We start from the raw sequence: 17,993 nt of genomic DNA, 5'->3' as shown, positions 1-17,993 counted from the left end.
TAAGAAAGACGGACTACCAAAAATGAAACTGCAACAATTAGTCGAAGAAAAAGTCGGCGTCCTCATCGTGTTTACCCTGCTGGTGGTCAGCGTGGGTCTGCTGATCGAAGTCGTCCCACTGTTCTTCTCTCCGGCGGTTACCAAACCGATCGAAGGAGTCAAACCTTACAATGCCCTGCAAGTGGCCGGACGCGACATCTACGTGCGCGAAGGCTGCTACAACTGCCACTCGCAGATGATCCGTCCCTTCCGTGCCGAAACCGAACGCTACGGCCACTACTCCGTGGCCGGAGAATCGGTTTACGACCGTCCCTTCCAATGGGGTTCCAAACGCACAGGTCCCGATTTGGCGCGTGTCGGCGGCCGCTATTCCGACGAATGGCACCGCATCCACCTGCTGAACCCGCGCGACGTCGTGCCCGAGTCCAACATGCCCGCCTTCCCCTGGCTGGCGCGCAACAAAGTCGATCCGGCACAGGTTGTCGCCCACATGAAAGGCCTCAAAGCTTTGGGTACGCCCTACACCGACGAAGAAATTGCCAAAGCTCCCGAAGAGCTGAAAGACAAATCCGAATTGGAAGCGGTAATCGCCTACCTGCAGGGTTTGGGCTTGGCCTTGAAAAACGTAAGGTAACACCATGGACGTTAACTGGGCGCGCAGCCTGTTTACCGTAGCGGTATTCGTCAGCTTCATGCTGGTTCTGTACATCGTTCTGAACAAGCGCAACAAAACCAACTACGACGAAGCGTCGCGCAGCATCATCGACGACGACGACACCCCGCACGGCAGCGGTAACGACAACGACAGTCCCGCCCGTTAACCCGTGGCACGGAGCTAAAAACAATGAACACAACATCCCATTTCACCAGTGATTTCTGGAACTACTACATCATCGGCATCATCGTCCTCAGCTTTATCGGCCTGATTTGGCTTCTGCTGTCGCAGAACAAAGTCAAGCCCCTGCCCAAAGGCGAAGACGTCAAAACCACCGGCCACGACTGGGACGGCATTGAGGAATACAACAACCCCATGCCCCGCTGGTGGTTCTACCTCTACATCCTCACCTGGCTGTTCGGCATCGGCTACCTCGCCCTCTACCCCGGTCTCGGCGACTTCAAAGGCCTGCGCAACTGGACCAGCGTCGGCGAATACCGTGCCGAAGTGGACGCGGCCAAAGCCAAATACGGCGCCATCTACGCCAAATACGGCAAAATGTCCGTAGAAGACACCGCCAAACAGTCTGAAGCCCGCACCATCGGCAAAAACCTGTTCGACACCTACTGTATCCAGTGCCACGGCTCCGATGCCAAAGGCTCGCGCGGCTTCCCTAACCTCACCGACGCCGACTGGCTCTACGGCGGCACTCCGGAAAAAATCCAGGAAACCATTACCAAAGGCCGCACCGGCATCATGGCCTCCTGGGGGCCCAAACTCGGCGAAGAAGGCGTGAAAGACGTTGCCAACTACGTCCTCTCCCTGTCCAAACCCGAAGAACAATACGACGCCGAACGCGCCGAACGCGGTAAAGTCCTGTTCAACGGCCCGCCCGCCAACTGCTTCACCTGCCACGGCGACAAAGGCCAGGGCGTCCGCGGCCTCGGCCCCAACCTCACCGACGATGTATGGCTGTGGGGTGGCACGCAGAAAGCCATTATCGAAACCGTCACCAACGGCCGCCACAACCAAATGCCCGCTTGGGAAGGTTTCCTCGATAAAGACAAAATCCACCTGCTGACCGCCTACGTTTGGGGCTTGTCGCACAAAGACGGCAAAGCGCTGAAAACCGACAGCGAAAACGAACTGGGCAAAAAAGCCGCCGCAGCTGCCGCGGCCGAGCCGAAAAAAGCCGAACCCGCACCTGCTCCTGCCGCAGCCGCTCCCGAAGCCGCCGCTTCCGCTCCTGCCTCAGAAAGCAAACCCGCGGAAACCGCCGCCGCCAAGCCCGAACAGGCCGCCGCGCCTGCGGCCGACGGCAAAAAAGTGTTCGACGGCCTGTGCTTCGGCTGCCACGGCGCGAACTCCGCCATTCCCGACACCCCGCGCATCACCCACAAAGACGAATGGGCGCCGCGCATCAAAAAAGGCAAAGACACCCTGTTCAAACACGCCATCGAAGGCTTCACCGACAAAGGCATGATGCCCGCCAAAGGCGGCAACACCGCCCTCTCCGACGACGAAGTCAAAGCGGCCGTAACCTATATGGTGAACGAATCCGGCGGCAAATTCTAAACACCGCCCGAAGGCAAACAAAAAAGGTATGCACAAAGAGCATACCTTTTTTCTGCTTTAAGGCCGTCTGAAAGCCTCATTCCCGGCTTTCAGACGGCCTTTGGGTATTCGTAAATCAGTCCGTTGGCGCTGTCGGTGCAACAGCAAAACGGTTGAAAAGGGGCGTAAGTAACAAAATGGAGGCTAAGTCTAAGGCTTAACCGAGAAATAATCCTGAATAAACCTAACCTTATTCTTTCCATTCATCCCGTGATGACACGCCAAAAGCCGTTTCATGTCCGAGAACGTGCCGTCAAGCAGATTGGTCGTATTCGGAATGCACAAATCAGGATAACGCTCAAACACAAACAAATAAGCCAAATTCCGTAATACGCACTCCTGATGTTCTTGTGTGTGTAATGCGATTTGCCTGTTTCAGGGTTAAAGGTGCGTTCGTTCAAATAGTTTTGGTACTGCTCAAACCACGTTTGCAGATTATGTTCAAAATCGGATTGCCTACTGTTTTTCAACGTCAATGCCAACCGCCATAGCGCTTTGCCCGCATCGGTTTTCGGGTTGCGCGTCAAATAGCGGCTGACGGTTTTAACCTGATGAAACTGGCACAGCTGTACGAGAATGTCGTCAAACATCTGCGGCGGACCGCATCTGCCGTCGCAGACAGCACTTGGGGATTGAGCCGCTTGCCGCCGTCAAACTGCCTGCCGCAGGTGTGGCATTTGTAGCGTTGTCTGGCGTTTCGGCAGCCGTTCTTTTTGATTTGTTTTGAGCCGCAAAAAGGGCATTTTTTGTGTTTAAAGCCTTTGAACCTCTTTAAAGCTTTAATAGAATAAGGCTTACGGGAATTTTTAGCCTCTATTTTGTTACTTACGCCTCCAAAGACAAAAGGCCGTCTGAAACCCGGAATCGGGTTTCAGACGGCCTTTACGTTTCAAACCTGTTTAGAACGACATTTTCAGGCTGCCGTAGAAGGCGCGGCCGGGTTCGTTGTAGGTTTGCGCGCTGGTATTGTTGCCGCTGCGGTAGAGCTGTTTGTTGAACAGGTTGTTGATACCGACGCGGGCGTTGAGGTTTTTGTTGAAACGGTAGCTTGCGTTGATGCCGACCAAACCGTAGGGGCTGACATCCTCGTTCGATAAACCCCCTTCAACTTTTTCCTTGTTAATCAAAACGACACTGCGCGGTTTTTGCTTGCCGTAGTAGGTGACGTTAAGGGCGGCGTCGAATTTTTCGGTCGGCTGCCAGTTCAGGCTGCTGTTGACGGTGTATTTCGGAATCACCGACAGCGGGTTGCCTGTGTCTTTATTCACCGATTTGCGCATATAGGTGAAGTTGGTCGTCCATTTCAAGGTACTGTGCAGAGGCAGGGTCAGGTTGCCTTCAAAGCCTTCCACCAGCGCCTTTTTCGCATTCGTCCATTGGTAAAGGTGGGCGAATACATCTGCGGTATTTCCATTCGGCAGGGTCACGGTGTTTTTACTGACGGCAAGAGTATCGTCACCGGCAACGATTTTGTTGCGGTAATCGTTGTGGAAGTAGGCCAGCGAAGCCAGATAGCCGTTGCGGGCGAAATCGAAGCCGATTTCTTTGTTCAGGCTGGTTTCGGGTTTCAGATTGGCATTGCCCATCAGATAACAGTGCGTATTGCCTGCCGTACCGATTTTGCACCCCTGGCCGCGTGTATAAAGGATGTAGTTGGGGTTGCTTTGGTATAGGTTGGGCGCTTTGTAGGCGCGGGCGATACCGCCTTTGATGTTCCAGCCATCGCCGATGCGCTGTACGAAGTTGAATGCGGGACTCCAATTTCCACCCGATTTGCTGTTGTGGTCGAAGCGCAGGGCGGGAATCAGCTTGGTGCTGCCGCCGTTGAGTTTGATATGGTCTTCAACGTAAACAGCAAAGTTGTTTTGTTTGTTTAAACCGTTTCTGTTTTCATGCAAACCGTCGAAACGGTCTGTAGTTTCGATTTGTATCGGTTTTTGCATTCCAGGAACTTTGAAAGTATAGCCGCCTTTATCTTTAAAACCCTGTCTCATAGAAGAACCGTCATCCAATTTGTCACGTGTGTATTCCGTGCCGATTGTAACGACGTGTTCGCCGCCCAGTTTGAACGGGATGTTGGCTTCGGCGGCGAAGCGGCCGGTTTTCAGAGTGCTTTCGGTAAACCTTTTGTCCTTTTCGTATTGACCTTCCGGGCCGCCCTGCAAACCTTCCACCAGATGTTCGTTTTCGGTGCGGTCGAACTGGGCGGTGACTTTGGTGTCGCCCCAGTTCCAAACGCCTTCGTGAACGAGTGCGCTGCTGGTGCGTTTGAGGATGGCGGTTTCTTCGCCGTAGAGCGATTTGGTAAAGTCGTTCGGGTTGTTGTTTTGGTTGTCGCCCGCGTAGATATTGCCCTGGCGGCTGTACATGGTGTCCCAGGTCAGGGTTTGCTCGGGCGTGATGCGCCAGGCGAGGCGGCTGGCGAGGTCGCGGTTGCGTACGCCGTCACGGCCTGCGCCGGTCAAAACGCGGCGTTGGCCGGAGCTGGTGTAAATAACAGTCGGTTCATTGATGTCTGCCGCGTCGGCGTCGGTTTTGTTCAGGCTGCCGTAGAGGCGGAAGCCGATCTTGTCTTGGACAACGGGGCCGCTGACGTTAAAGCCGATGCGGTTGGTTTTGCCTTCTTTGCTGTCCTGCGGGCGGTTGGTGAACAGGTTCAGCGAGCCGTGCCATTCGCTGCTGACTTTTTTGGTGACGATGTTCACCACGCCGCCGGCCGCGCCCGAGCCGTAGCGGGCGGCTGCCGGGCCGCGCAGCACGCTGATGGATTCGATTTCTTCGGGCGGCACCCAGTTGCTGTCGCCGCGCGTGTTGCGCTCGCCGCGCCAGCTGTAGCGCTCGGCGTTGCGCGAGGTGACGGGGCGGCCGTCGATCAGGATTAAGGTGTTTTCCGGCCCCATGCCACGGATGTCGATCTGGCGTTTGTTGCCGCGCTCGCCCGAGGCGGTGTTGCCGGTGAGGTTGGCACCGGGCATGGTGCGCACGATGTCGGAGATGTCGTTTACCGCAGGGCGGGTTTCCAAGTCTTTGGCGGTGATACGCGACACGCCCAGCGATTGTTGCAGCTGGCGCTGGGCGCTGACATAGACGGTTTCCAGTTCGCCGCCTTCGTCAGCGGCGGTGTCGGCCTGCGCGAAAGCGGCGGCAAGCGCCAGCGGCAGCACGGCCAGGGCGGAATGGGGGAAAGAATGGTGTTCCATCGGAGCTCCTTAAAATATTATGTAAAGCAAAATTTACAAAGGCGGACTATAAAGGACAGACACGCCGCTGCCAACCAAAACAGGAACAAATCACATTATTTTCTCCTGCTGTCGGCAGAATGCAACAAGGCCGTCTGAAACGGCATACGCGGGAAAGCGGCCGCGCCGCGCCATGGCAAACGGATTATTTGCTATACTCCGCGTTCTGCAAACGACACACTCTATGGAAAACACCGTCATGAACATCCGATCCGCCGCCCTCGCTGCCGCCGTCCTCCTCGCGCTGGCCGCCTGCGACACCAAAGTCAATAACCCGCAATCCGCCGACGCGCCTGCTGCCGCTTCCGAAGCAGCCTCCGAAGCGCCCGCTCCCGCCGCCTCGGCACAAACGCTCACCAGCCGCGACGGCGCGGTCAGCATTGCCGTTACCGGCAATTTCCAAGACCAAAGCGGCAACGCCGGGCTGCTGCCCGAAGGCACCAGCGCCGAAGAAGTGACGCTGCTGCAACGTGACGAAGACGCTGACATCACGCTCTCGGTTATCGATTTGGGCAAACCCGCCAAACCCGCCAAAGAATACTATGCCGGTTTGACAAGCGCCTTGCAGGCGGCGGGTTTGGCCGACCTGAAAGCGGGCGCGGCCACCGAAAACCGCATGGACTATTCCTTCACGCAGGCTGACGGCAGCAGCGAAAACTGCATCGCTATCTACCATCCCGAAAATCTCTACACCGTCTGCGCCAACAGCGCCACCGCGGGCAACGCCCGTCTGGCCGAAGCGCTCAAAGACGTGAAGCTGCTGAAAAAGGCCATGTAAGGCCGTCTGAAACGCCAAAAGGCCGTCTGAAAAGTTTTCAGACGGCCTTTTTGTCTTTGCGTACGGATGCGGGTTCTTACAAAAAGCCGATAATCAGCGACGTCATGGACAGCGATTTGCCGACGATTTCGTCGTTGAAAAATTCCAGCGGCTCTTTTTCTCCGCGCAGGGCAAGGGCGTAGAGCAAGGGATAGAAGCAGCGGCGGTCGTGCAGCGCCTGACGGATGGCGACGGGGTAGTTTTCCTCGTCGAGCAGGCGGTCGTAACGGCGACCGTTTGCCCATTTGTTAATCAGCTCGCGCGCCAGATCCGCCCACGGATAGGCGTTGCCCGGGCGGTCGGGGTGCTGCCAGTCCTGCAACTGCGGATTGGAAACGGTGTGGCCGGTGGCGACAACAAGCACGCCTTCTTTACGCAGCGGCGCGAGTTTGGCGGCCAAATCGAAATGTCCCTGCGCGTTCAGACGGCGGTCGAGGCTGAGTTGGACGACGGGAACGGAAGCGTCGGGAACCAGGCGTTTGAGCACCGTCCATGCGCCGTGGTCGATGCCGCGCTGCGTGTCGGCCTCCGCCCCCAGCAGCGTGCAGACGCGTTCGGCCAGCTCCGGGCTGCCTGCGGCGGGATAGCGGACTTCGTGCAGCTCGGGCGGGAAGCCCGAAAAATCGTGCAGGGTGGGCGGCTCGGCGGCGGCGGTGACGCGACTGCCTTCCGTTACCCATTGCGAAGAAACGCACAGCACGGCGCGGATTTCGCCGTCGAACTCGTCGAGCAGCTCGTCGCCGTAGTTTTGCCACTCTTCCGTGTAGGCATTGTCGCGCACGGCATTGAGCGGGCTGCCGTGGGCAACGAAGAGTACGGGCAGTTTCATAACATTCTCCTGTGCGAAGGGGCGCAGATGATAGGCCGCGGCGGCGGTTTGGGCAAGCGCGCGCTTTCAGACGGCCTGCCGCAGCCTGTATAGTGAGTCAAAATAAAAAAGATACAAGGCAGCAAGCCGCAGACAGTACAGGTAGTACGACAAGGCGCAGCAACGCCGTAGATTTTTTATTTTGGCTCACTATACAATGCCGCGTTTTCCGACTGACGGCACACACGAAAGACCCCATGAAAGCGATGATACTGGCCGCCGGGCGCGGCGAAAGAATGCGCCCGCTCACCGACACCACGCCCAAGCCCCTGTTGCAGGTCGGGCGCGAGCCCCTTATCGGCTGGCACCTGCGCCGCCTCAAAGCCGCGGGCATCGAAGAAATCGTGATCAATCATGCCTGGCTCGGCCGCCAAATCGAAGAGCGTTTGGGCAGCGGCGCGGACTACGGCGTCTCCATCGCCTACTCGCCAGAAGGCGGTCAGGGTTTGGAAACCGCGGGCGGCATCGCCACCGCCCTGCCGCTGCTGGGGAACGAACCGTTTTTGGTCGTTAACGGCGACGTGTTCACCGACATCGACTTCGCCGCCGCGCACCAGGCCGAAACCCTGCTTTCAGACGGCCTCGCCCACCTCTGGCTCACCGCCAACCCGCCGCACCATCCCGAAGGCGATTTCGTCCTGCGACAAGACGGGCGCGTGCACAGCGAAGGCGAAGGCGTGCGTCTGACCTTCAGCGGCTGCGGCCTCTACCGCCCCGAACTCTTCGCCGCCACGCCGCCGCACCAAGCGGCCAAACTCGCGCCGCTGCTGCGCCTTGCCATGACGCAAAACCGCGTCGGCGGCACGCACCATACGGGATTGTGGCTCGACGTCGGCACACAGGAGCGGCTGGAAGAAGCGCGGCGTCTGGCGGCAGATTGCCAAATATAAGCCGCCGTCGGTGCGGATTAAACGGACAGAGGCCGTCTGAAAACCCCCGAACGGGATTTCAGACGGCCTCCCGCCTTTTACGCCCCGTCCGTAAAGGGTTTCGTTTCGCGGGCGCTCCATCCGCCGATACGGTTTCGCTGCTTCGTCCCAATTAACAGGACAAATGTCCTGCCGCATATTTTTGCAACGCAGGCAACGGCCAATCTTTTACCGCCTACGCCGCCGTCGGCGCACGAAAAACCGACGGCGGCCGCCTGAAAGCCCCGAACGGGATTTCAGACGGCCTCCTGCCTTTTGCGCCCCGTCCGCAGGCGTTTTCGCGGCGCGGGTATTTCCGCCGCCAATACACCCGCCCGATGCGGAACGGCGCGGGTCGGCAAACGCCGCCGCCCGTTCCCCGCCCCGTTTTCAGACGGTCTGCCCTCTGCGGCTGCCCGCGTTTCTGCTACACTCCGCGCTCTTTTACGGAGGGCGCGCGATGCGTTTTGTTTTTTCGCTGCCGGTTTGGGCGGTGCTGGCAGACATGGTTTACACCTTTATATTGAACGTGATGCAGAGCGTGGCGCTGGGGCAGCGCAAAACCGCGCCCGCCGACGGCCTGCCCGTGTCGCCCGAAATCGCTTTCAACGGCTTGCAGGTGCTGGCCAACGGCGGCATGGTGCTGGTGGTCGGCTTCGGCCTGCTGGTACTGCTGCGGCTCAACCGCACCGTGCCGCGCGGCGAGGCCGTGCCCGTCGGCGTGTTTTCCACGCTGGGTCTGCTGGCCGTGCTGGCGTTTTCGCTGACTTCGGTGTGGCAGTGGGGCTGGGCGCTGCTGCGGCTGGCAGGCGGCGAGCCTGTGGTGTCGGCGGCCAACCCGCGCTACCTCGCCGTGGCCGCCTGCCTGCCCTTTGTCGCGCTGCTGTGCCTGTGGCGGCTGGCGGGCTGGTACCGCATCGCCAAACGGCACGCGGCCGTCGACGTGTCGGCGGACATCGGGCGGAACGGTTTCTAACCCGCCGCGCCGCAAGGCACAAAGGCCGTCTGAAAAAACCTTTTCAGACGGCCTCTGTGCTTTCAGACGGCCTCGATATGGCAAACCGTGCCCGTATGCCGTAGGGCGTGTTGCGCAGCAACGCACGCGGTTTCCGAATCCCAAAGGCCGTCTGAAAGACGCCTGTCCGACAAACAGAGCAGTAGGTCAGACATTTATGCTCGACAAATTCCCTTTGCAAAGTTCGGGCATAAATGCCCGAACTACGGATTGCAACAGAACAAAAGGCCGTCTGAAAGGGTTTTCAGACGGCCTCAATTTGTTTTTTAAACGGCCTAACGCGCTTCCTGTCTGCGTATCAGCCACACCGCCCAAACGGCGAAGATCAGGGTGGGCAGCACGGCGGCGATAAAGGGCGGGATGCCGTAGAGCTGGCTGGTGAAGCCGAACAGGCGTCCGGCGAAGTGGAAGGCGAGGCCGAGGCAGATGCCGCCGAAGAGTTTCAAGCCCATATTGCCGTGGCGTGTCGATTGCGGAGTGAAGGCCAGGGCGACGAGTGCCATGACGACGGTGGCGACGGGGTACATGAGTTTGCGCCACCATTCGATGCGGTAGAGGTCGGTTTTCTGGCGGTTGTCTTCGAGGTGGGCGATGTAGGAGGTCAGCGCGGTGACAGACATTTGGTTGGGGCTGACGAGGAGGACGTCGAGCAGGCCGCTGCGGATGTCGGCCTGCCAGTTTTCGCTGTCGTGCCGCTCGGTGCGCACGCGCTCTTTTTCGAGGATGCTGCGACGGACGTTCTGCAGATGCCATGTGCCGTCGGCGGCAACTGTGGCGGCGTCGGCCTGCCAGCTTTCGGCCAGTTGGAAGGCGTCGTTGAGGCGGAAGGCTTTGATGCCGCGCAGGCTTTGGTCGGGCAGCATTTCGCGCACGTTGACGATGGTGCTTTTTTCTTTAATCCACAGGCCTTCGGCGCCGGTGCTGATGCGGCCGTTTTTGGCGGTGGTTTTCAGGTTTTCGGCGTAGCGGTTGGCGGCGGGTGCGGCGAATTCGCCGAGGGCGGCGGTGGCGCAGGCGAATATCAGGCCGAAGGCTAAGAGGATAGCGATGAGGTTTTTGCTGCTCATGCCGCTGGTTTTGATGATGGTGAGTTCACTGTTGGCAGCGAGGCGGCTGAGGGCGGCGAGGCCGCCGATTAAGACGGCCAGCGGCATCATTTGGTAGGCGTGGTCGGGGATTTGCAGCAGGACGTATTGCAGCATTTTGGCGCCGTTGTAGCTGCCTTCGCCGATGCCGCCTGCTTCGGCGACGACGTCGAAGAAGCTGTACAGGGCCAGCAGGGCAAACATGGCGTAGAGGCTGGTGACGCTCAGTTGCCGGATGAGGTAGCGGGTGATGAGTTTCATGGTTTGCTGCCTTTCAGGGCGGCTTTGAGCATGCGGGCAAAGGGTTGCGCGGGCAGGGAGCGGACGCGCAGTAGGAGGAGGGCGGCGGCAAGCATCAGCAGGTGCAGGGGGAGAAATCCTGCCCAGAAGCCGATTTTGCCGTTTTCAACGGCTTTGCGCAGGAAGGTGAGGCCGTTTTGGTAAATGAGGAAAAAGCCTATGGCAAACAGGATGTTGTAGGTGTGGCCGGTGCGCGGGTTGAAGTAGGACAGGGGGACGGCGAGGATGCAGAGGATGAGGGCGGCCAGCGGCAGGCTAAGGCGCCACATGAGTTCGGCGCGGTATTGCGGGTTGTCGCTGCCGATGAGGTTGGCGGTGGGGATGGTGCGGCGGTGGTCGATGGGGTTGATGATTTTCGGGGTGGCGCTGATGACGAGGCTGAGGCGCTCGAAGCCGACGCGGTTGTAATCGGCTTCGCCGGGGATGCCGCTGTAACGGTAACCCTGCGTCAGTTCGAGCGTGCGTTTGTGGTCGTTGAGGGCGAAGCGGCCTTCTTTGGCGAAGACGACGTTTTCCCGTCCTTTACTATCCTGCTCGCGCAGAAAGAGGTTTTTCATGACGCCGGATTCGGTGTCGAAGGTTTCGACGAAATACACGCGGCCGTTGCGTTTGCCCAGCGTGCGGAACTCGCCTTCTTCCACCAGCGACAGTTCCTGTTTCTGCTTCAAAAGCTCGGCAAACTCGCGGCTGCGCAGCTCCGCCCACGGCAGAACGGAAAGCTGCATCACGGCAATCAGCACGGCAAAGGGCAGGGCGAAGGCAAGCACGGGACGCAGCCATTGTTTCAGCGACAGGCCGCAGGAGAGCCACACCGACATCTCGCTGTCGCGCCAAAAACGCGTGAGCACGGCGAGGGTGGAAATATAGGCGGTGAGTACCAGCAGAAGCGGCGTCATGCCCAGCGTCCAGAAGCCGATCAGCGCGGCGACGGCGTCCACCGCCACGCGCCCGTCGGCGGCACGGCCGAGCAGGTTGACGGCCTGCGTGGACACCAGCACCGCCAGCACCACGGCGAAAATGCCGACGGCGGCGAGGGTGAGTTCTTTAATGAAGTTTTGGCGGTAAATCATAAACGCATTATCGGCAAAGGCCGTCTGAAAAGGCGCGGCGGCGGTTTCAGACGGCCTGAATGATGGAGTACAATCCCGCCCGTTTTCACAGCAACCGACAGGAAATTAGGAAAATGGAATTTATCACAAAAGCCGAATCTTTGCAGCCGCAGGCCGCAGGCGCGGCGCTCTATATCGTCCGCGAAAACCTCCCCGCCGCCGCAGGCGAAACCGCCGCCCTGCTGCTTGCTTCGCTGGAAAACGGCGAAACTTTTGCCGCCGCGCAAACCGTGTCCGAAGGCAAACTGCGCGCTGTTGCCGTCTGCCGCCCTGCTGCCTTCGCCCGCGCCGAACTCGAAAAAGCCGCCGCCGAAGCCGCTGCCTGGGCGCAGAAGCAGGAAAGCGTTGCCGTCGACTTGTCCGCACTGGATGCCGCCGAAGCCGCGTCGGCCGCCGAAACGCTCGCCCTCACCATCGGCGCGGCGGTTTACCGTTTCGACCGCTTCAAAAAAGAAGCCAAACCCGCCAAGCTGCAAAGCGCCGCTTTTTACGCCCTCGAACACGCCGCTGCCGTTCAGACGGCCTTAGCCGCCGCCGAAGCCACCCTCTACGGCATCAACCTGTGCAAAGACCTCGGCAATACCGCCCCCAATGTCTGCACCCCGCAATACCTCGCCGAAACTGCCAAAACCGAAGCCGAGAAATTCGGCGCAACAGCGAAAATCCTCGATAAAGAATACATCCGCGAAAACATGGGCGCGTTTTGGTCTGTTGCCAAAGGCAGCGTGCAAGACCCCTATCTGATCGAGCTGCGCTGGGAAGGCGCGTCCGACCCCGCCGCCGCGCCCGTCGTCCTCGTCGGCAAAGGCATCACCTTCGACTCCGGCGGCATCTCCCTCAAACCCGGCGAAGCAATGGACGAAATGAAATACGACATGTGCGGCGCGGCCAGCGTCATCGGTGCATTCGTTGCCGCCGCCAAAGCCAGGCTTCCCATTAACCTCATTGCCGTCGTTCCCACCTGCGAAAATATGCCCGACGCCGGCGCGAGCAAACCCGGCGACATCGTCACCGCCATGAACGGCACCACCATCGAAATCCTCAATACCGACGCCGAAGGCCGCCTCATCCTCTGCGACGCCCTCACCTACGCCGCACAATTCGAGCCTGCCGCCCTGGTTGACGTCGCCACCCTCACCGGCGCCTGCATCATCGCCCTCGGCCACACCGCCAGCGGTCTGCTGGCCAACAACCAGGAGCTGGCCGACCAACTCCTCGCCGCCGCCCGCGCCACCAACGACAAAGCCTGGCAGCTTCCCCTGTTCCCCGAATACAAAGAACAGCTCAAATCCAACTTTGCCGACCTGCAAAACATCGGCGGTCGCCCCGCCGGCACCATCACCGCCGCCGCCTTCCTGTCGCACTTCACCGAAACCCACCCGTGGGCGCACCTCGACATCGCCGGCACCGCCTGGAAATCCGGCAAAGAAAAAGGCGCCACCGGCCGCCCCGTCCCCCTGCTGCTGGAATTCCTGCGCGGCAGAGCGTAAACCCCTTCCGCAACACAAAAGGCCGTCTGAAAACCCGATTAAAGGTTTTCAGACGGCCTTTCCCATTTTCAGTTTGCGCATTGCAAAGCGCCCGCAGCCTGTCGGAATGTTTGGAGGCGCGTGCGTCGCAAGGCACACCCCGCCTGTGACAAAAAGGCCGTCTGAAAACCATAAACAGGTTTTCAGACGGCCTCCACCCTGCAAAACTCATCCGGCAAACGGCGCGATGTTCACCGCTTCGCCGCAGGCATCGGACAACACTTCCGAGAGCACGGCGAAAAATTCGCGCTTATCGCGCGTGGCGAGCCATTGCCCGCCCTGTTCGGCGAAATGGTAGCCGCCGCTTTTGGCCGCGATCCACAATTCCTGATTGGGCGTGTGGCGGTTCACCACCACCTGCGTGCCGTCCTCCGCCTCAATGGTGAGCACATTGCCCGCGCGCTGGCAGTCGAAATCCGAGCCGCCGCCGTCGATTTCGTCTTCTATATAGGCAAACAGCGCGTCCGAATGCTGCAAAAATTCACTTTCCGTCATCATTTGCTTTGTCAGATTGGGTTAAAATGGTGCGCATCTTGCCACAGGAAACGCAAAAAAACCATGAAAACCCCCGTCGCGGCCGCACTGGCCGCCTTTCTGATGCTGGCCGCCTGCGGCTTCAAAGGCGATCTCTACCTGCCCAAAGAAAACGACAAAGCGGGCTTCGGCGCGGTGCAGACCGGCCTGAAAAAAACCGCCCGCCCCGCCAAAACACCCGCACAATCCACGGAAACCCGACCATGACCCTGCGCTGCGAAAACCTCAGCTACACCGGGCTGGCCGAACGCTACGGCACGCCGCTCTACGTTTACAGCCAAGCCGCCCTCGACCAGGCCTTTTCCGCCTACCAAACCGCCTTTGCCGCCCTTAATCCCCTGGTCTGCTACGCCGTCAAAGCCAACGGCAATCTGGCCGTTATCCGCCGTTTCGCCGAATTGGGCAGCGGCTTCGACATCGTTTCGGGCGGCGAACTCGCCCGCGTATTGGCCGCAGGCGGCAGCGCGGCGAAAACCATCTTTTCCGGCGTCGGCAAAAGCGCGGCGGAAATCGAGTTCGCCCTCAAAGCGGGCATCAAGTGCTTCAACGTCGAAAGCCTGCCCGAACTGGAGCGCATCAACGCCGTTGCAGGCCGTCTGAACCTGCGCGCGCCCGTTTCCCTGCGCATCAATCCCGACGTGGACGCGCAAACCCATCCCTATATTTCCACCGGCCTGAAAGACAACAAATTCGGCATCGCCATGCGCGACGCCGAAGCCGCCTACCGCCGCGCCGCCGAACTGCCGCACCTGCGCGTCGTCGGCATCGACTGCCACGTCGGTTCGCAGCTCATCAAACTCGACCCGCTTGTCGAAGCCTGCGAACGCATCCTTGCTCTCGCCGACCGCCTCGCCGCGCAGGGCATCGCGCTGCAACATATCGACCTCGGCGGCGGCGTCGGCATCGTCTACCGCGACGAAGACACCCCCGATCTCGCCGCCTACGCCGCCGCCGTCGAAAAACTCGTCGGCAGCCGCAAACTCGGCCTGATACTCGAACCTGGCCGCAGCCTCGTCGGCAACGCGGGCGTTCTGCTCACCCGCGTCGAATACGTCAAACACAACGAAAACAAAAACTTCGTTATCACCGACGCCGCCATGAACGATTTGATGCGCCCCGCCCTCTATCAGGCCTACCACCATATCGAACCTGCCGAAACGCCGTCCGCCGCTCCCTTCGCCGCCGACATCGTCGGCCCGATTTGCGAAACGGGCGACTTCCTCGCCAAAGACCGCAGCATCGCGGCACAGGCGGGCGATTTGCTGGTGGTGCGCAGCGCGGGCGCCTACGCGTCGAGTATGGCGGGCAACTACAACACCCGCCCCCGCGCCGCCGAAGTGCTGGTTTGCGGCAGCCAAGCCCGCTTGGTGCGCCGCCGCGAAACCATCGAAGAAATGCTGGCTAACGAACAGGCATGCCTGAACGCGGCGGGCTGATTGTTGCGGATGTAAAAAGGCCGTCTGAAAGCCCGATTCGGGTGTTTCAGACGGCCTTTACGATGCTCCGCCACCACACCGTGCGATAAAGGTTTGAGGCCGTTCCCGCGTAGGTGGGAATGACATTTCTAAAACCGTAGCGGCGGCCGAACCTCAGCCTCCATTTTGTTACTTACGCCTCTTTGGAGCGTTTTTTAAAACGCTTCGCCGACTTTGACGCCGCCTGCGGTGTCCTGCGGGCTGGCGAGGGCGGCGGTGAGGGCTTGGGCGGCTTGGAAGTCTTCGCTCTGCATGGCGGCGCGTGCCTGTTCGGGGCTGAGGGTGCAGGCGGTGTTTTGCCAGCGGGCGGCGAGAGCGGGGTTGGCGGGGGCTTGGAAGCCGTCGAGCAGTTTATCGGTGAGGTCGGGGCGGTTGCAGACGAGGACGATGTCGCAGCCGGCGGCGAAGGCTTGTGCGGCGCGTTCGCGGATGCCGCCTGCCGCTGCCGCGCCTTCCATGGTGAGGTCGTCGGAAAAGATCATGCCGTCGAAGCCGAGCTGTTGCCGCAGGACGGTTTGCAGCCAGTAGGGGGAGTAGCCAGCGGGCAGCGGGTCGGCGGCGGGGTAGGCGACGTGGGCGGGCATGACGGCGGCCATGCCCTCGGCGGCGAGTTTGGCGAAGGGGACGAGGTCGGCGGCTTCGATTTCGGACAGGGGGCGGGGGTCTTGCGGCAGGGTGTGGTGGCTGTCACCTTCGACGTGGCCGTGGCCGGGGAAGTGTTTGCCGCAGGCTTTCATACCGCCTTGGTTGAGGCCGCGTTGCAGGGCGAGGGCGAGGCGGGTGACGGTGTCGGGATCGGGATGGAAGCTGCGGTTGCCGATAACGGCACATTGTCCCCAGTCCAAATCGAGCACGGGGGTGAAGGAGAGGTCGATGCCGCAGGCAGCCAGTTCGGTAGCGAGAACGCGGCCGACGGTTTGGGCGCAGCGTTCGGCTTCGGCAGGGCTTTGTTCGTCCCAGATGCGGCCGAGGGTACGCATGGCGGGCAGGCGGGTGAAGCCGTCGATAAAGCGTTGGACGCGGCCGCCTTCGTGGTCGACGGCGACGATGAGTTCGGGCCGGCGCAGGGCTTTGATTTCGGCGACGAGTGCGGTGAGTTGTTCTTTGTTTTGGAAGTTGCGGCGGAAGAGGATGACGCCGCCTATGGCGGGGTGGAGCAGGCGGCGTTTTTCTTCTTCGCTGAGGGTATGGGCGGCGACGTCGGCCATGACGGGGCCGCGCGGGAGGTGGGGTTTCATGAAGGGGTTCTTTCGGGGATGCGGGTTGGCCGTAAACGGTTTTCAGACGGCCTCAATGCGGGGCATTGAGGCCGTCTGAAAAGGCTTATTGCAGGTTGAGGGCGAGGAAGATGGTGCTTGTGCCGCGCTGTACCAGCAGGGGGATGTTGTTCCCGGCTGCGGCGATGGCTTTGCGCAGGGCGTCTTCTTCGGTGACTTGGGTTTGGCCGACGGCGAGGATGTAGTCGCCGCGCCGCAGTCCGGCGCGCGCCGCCGCGCCTTCGGCACGCAGCACTTGCAGGCGTTTGCCGTCGGCGGAGGCTTGTTCGGACAGGGTGAGGCCGATGTTTTCGACGGTGAAGCTCTGGCTTTGCAGGCTGTCGCTGCCGTCTGCCGCGCTGCGGCCGCTGCTGCGGCTGCTGTTTTTGTCGGCGTTGTCGAGCAGGATTTTTTGTTCGACGGTTTGGCCGTTGCGCCAGATGGTGAGGGTGATTTCTTTGCCGGGGGCGATGGAGCCGACCATGACGGGCAGGTCGTTGGAGGAAAGGACGTCTTCGCCGTTGACGGAGAGGACGACATCACCCTGTTTGAGGCCGGCGGCGGCGGCCGGGCCGTCGGGCAGGACTTGAGCGATGAGGGCGCCGGCGGGTTTGGCCAGGCCGAAGGATTTGGCGAGGTTGTAGTCCACTTTTTGGATGATGACGCCGAGTCGTCCGCGCTGGACTTTGCCGGTGGTTTTGAGCTGTTCGGCGACGTTCATGGCGACGTCGATGGGGATGGCGAAGGAGATGCCCATGAAGCCGCCGCTGCGGCTGTATATCTGCGAGTTGATGCCGACGACCTGGCCGTTGAGGTTGAAGAGGGGGCCGCCGGAGTTACCGGGATTGATGGCGACGTCGGTTTGGATGAAGGGGGTGTAGCTTTCGTCGGGCAGGCTGCGGCCTTTGGCGGAAACGATGCCGGCGGTAATGCTGTTTTCAAAGCCGAAGGGCGCGCCGATGGCAGCCACCCATTCGCCGGTGCGCAGGGCTTTGACGTCGCCGATTTTGACGGCGGGCAGGTCGGCGGCTTCGATTTTGAGCAGGGCGACGTCGGACTGTTGGTCGGAGCCTATGAGTTTGGCGGGAAATTCGCGTTTGTCGTTGAGGGTGACTTTGATGTTGTCCATGCCGCCGACGACGTGGGCGTTGGTGAGGATGTAGCCGTCGGCGCTGATGATGAAGCCTGAGCCGAAATTTTGGTCTTTGTCGTCGTCGGGGTCTTGCAGCTGCGGGGCGTTGGGGACGAGGCGTTTGAAGAAGTTGTAGAACGGGTCGTCTTCGGGGAAGGGACTGTCGCTGGTTTGGCTGTCGCTTTCGCTTTGTTTGGCGGCCTGGATGTTGACGACGGTCGAGCCTTCCTGTTCCATCAGGCGGGTGAAGTCGGGTAGCAGCATGGCGACTTTGCCCTGTTCGGTTTGCGCTTCGACGGGTTTGGCGAAAGTCTGTTCCTGACGGGCGGGGGTGTCGGCGGTTTTGTCTTCTTTTTTGCCGCAGGCAGCCAGTGCCAGCACGACGGCGGCGGCAAGGGCGAGGTGTTTGCAACTGGGTTTCACGGTGCTTCCTTAGAATGCTTTGAAATGCTCGGTT

16 protein-coding genes are annotated in these 17,993 nt (G+C 60.3%); 9 read left to right on the top strand and 7 right to left on the bottom strand.

Annotated features, from left to right (window positions below; translation table 11 throughout):
* Nucleotides 1-22 precede the first annotated feature (22 nt).
* Genes ccoO through ccoP form a run of 3 tightly spaced genes read left to right on the top strand, consistent with a single transcriptional unit; the run spans nt 23 to nt 2,230 of the window.
* A complete protein-coding gene (gene ccoO / locus ACLD9W_RS05180) occupies nt 23-634 on the top strand; it encodes a cytochrome-c oxidase, cbb3-type subunit II (RefSeq protein WP_009425112.1) in 612 nt (203 codons plus the stop codon).
* A gap of 4 nt (nt 635-638) precedes the next feature.
* Nucleotides 639-821 carry a cbb3-type cytochrome oxidase subunit 3 gene (locus ACLD9W_RS05175; protein WP_410841021.1) on the top strand — a complete coding sequence of 61 codons (183 nt, stop codon included), beginning with the start codon at nt 639-641 and terminating at the stop codon, nt 819-821.
* A gap of 23 nt (nt 822-844) precedes the next feature.
* The gene (gene ccoP / locus ACLD9W_RS05170; RefSeq protein ID WP_410841020.1) at nt 845-2,230 is read left to right on the top strand and encodes a cytochrome-c oxidase, cbb3-type subunit III; all 1,386 of its coding nucleotides are present in this window, start codon (nt 845-847) and stop codon (nt 2,228-2,230) included.
* A gap of 938 nt (nt 2,231-3,168) precedes the next feature.
* On the opposite strand, the gene ACLD9W_RS05165 is transcribed toward ccoP, so the two are convergent.
* Nucleotides 3,169-5,469 carry a FepA family TonB-dependent siderophore receptor gene (locus tag ACLD9W_RS05165; protein WP_410841019.1) on the bottom strand — a complete coding sequence of 767 codons (2,301 nt, stop codon included), beginning with the start codon at nt 5,467-5,469 and terminating at the stop codon, nt 3,169-3,171.
* 223 nt (nt 5,470-5,692) lie between these two features.
* Between ACLD9W_RS05165 and ACLD9W_RS05160 the strand changes: the two genes are divergently transcribed.
* A complete protein-coding gene (locus tag ACLD9W_RS05160; protein WP_410841018.1) occupies nt 5,693-6,286 on the top strand; it encodes a hypothetical protein in 594 nt (197 codons plus the stop codon).
* A gap of 76 nt (nt 6,287-6,362) precedes the next feature.
* Here the strand turns inward: ACLD9W_RS05160 and ACLD9W_RS05155 are convergent, their stop codons facing one another.
* Complete coding sequence (locus tag ACLD9W_RS05155; protein ID WP_410841017.1) at nt 6,363-7,154, bottom strand: dioxygenase; 792 nt, start codon at nt 7,152-7,154, stop codon at nt 6,363-6,365.
* Between the two features lie 236 nt (nt 7,155-7,390).
* Here ACLD9W_RS05155 and murU point away from each other — a divergent pair, with 236 nt between their 5' ends.
* Entirely contained in the window at nt 7,391-8,083 is a 693-nt protein-coding gene (gene murU, locus ACLD9W_RS05150) for an N-acetylmuramate alpha-1-phosphate uridylyltransferase MurU (protein WP_410841016.1), read from the top strand.
* 478 nt (nt 8,084-8,561) lie between these two features.
* Complete coding sequence (locus ACLD9W_RS05145; protein ID WP_410841015.1) at nt 8,562-9,077, top strand: hypothetical protein; 516 nt, start codon at nt 8,562-8,564, stop codon at nt 9,075-9,077.
* Between the two features lie 314 nt (nt 9,078-9,391).
* Here the strand turns inward: ACLD9W_RS05145 and lptG are convergent, their stop codons facing one another.
* The gene (gene lptG, locus ACLD9W_RS05140) at nt 9,392-10,462 is read right to left on the bottom strand and encodes an LPS export ABC transporter permease LptG (RefSeq protein WP_410841014.1); all 1,071 of its coding nucleotides are present in this window, start codon (nt 10,460-10,462) and stop codon (nt 9,392-9,394) included.
* The gene (gene lptF, locus ACLD9W_RS05135; RefSeq protein ID WP_410841013.1) at nt 10,459-11,571 is read right to left on the bottom strand and encodes an LPS export ABC transporter permease LptF; all 1,113 of its coding nucleotides are present in this window, start codon (nt 11,569-11,571) and stop codon (nt 10,459-10,461) included. Before lptF ends, lptG begins: the two co-directional genes overlap by 4 nt.
* 113 nt (nt 11,572-11,684) lie before the next feature.
* Here lptF and ACLD9W_RS05130 point away from each other — a divergent pair, with 113 nt between their 5' ends.
* Nucleotides 11,685-13,100, top strand: coding sequence for a leucyl aminopeptidase (locus ACLD9W_RS05130; protein ID WP_410841012.1), 1,416 nt, complete (start codon nt 11,685-11,687; stop codon nt 13,098-13,100).
* A 207-nt stretch (nt 13,101-13,307) separates the two neighbouring features.
* Here ACLD9W_RS05130 and cyaY read toward each other — a convergent pair whose 3' ends face one another.
* Nucleotides 13,308-13,637 (bottom strand): iron donor protein CyaY, encoded by a 330-nt coding sequence (gene cyaY, locus ACLD9W_RS05125; protein WP_410841011.1) that lies wholly within the window; start codon nt 13,635-13,637, stop codon nt 13,308-13,310.
* Between the two features lie 60 nt (nt 13,638-13,697).
* Between cyaY and lptM the strand changes: the two genes are divergently transcribed.
* Nucleotides 13,698-13,880, top strand: a complete 183-nt coding sequence (gene lptM / locus ACLD9W_RS05120; protein ID WP_410841010.1) for an LPS translocon maturation chaperone LptM — start codon at nt 13,698-13,700, stop codon at nt 13,878-13,880.
* Nucleotides 13,877-15,109 carry a diaminopimelate decarboxylase gene (gene lysA / locus ACLD9W_RS05115; protein WP_410841009.1) on the top strand — a complete coding sequence of 411 codons (1,233 nt, stop codon included), beginning with the start codon at nt 13,877-13,879 and terminating at the stop codon, nt 15,107-15,109. The genes lptM and lysA overlap by 4 nt, the downstream gene beginning before the upstream one ends.
* A 194-nt stretch (nt 15,110-15,303) precedes the next feature.
* Here lysA and nagZ read toward each other — a convergent pair whose 3' ends face one another.
* Complete coding sequence (gene nagZ, locus ACLD9W_RS05110) at nt 15,304-16,386, bottom strand: beta-N-acetylhexosaminidase (RefSeq protein WP_410841008.1); 1,083 nt, start codon at nt 16,384-16,386, stop codon at nt 15,304-15,306.
* An 85-nt stretch (nt 16,387-16,471) separates the two neighbouring features.
* Entirely contained in the window at nt 16,472-17,959 is a 1,488-nt protein-coding gene (locus ACLD9W_RS05105) for a DegQ family serine endoprotease (protein WP_410841007.1), read from the bottom strand.
* Nucleotides 17,960-17,993: the final 34 nt, after the last annotated feature.

The organism is Neisseria sp. WLZKY-1, from assembly GCF_046546535.1.
Classification (GTDB): domain Bacteria; phylum Pseudomonadota; class Gammaproteobacteria; order Burkholderiales; family Neisseriaceae; genus Neisseria.
This window is presented reverse-complemented; position numbering and strand designations above follow the sequence as displayed.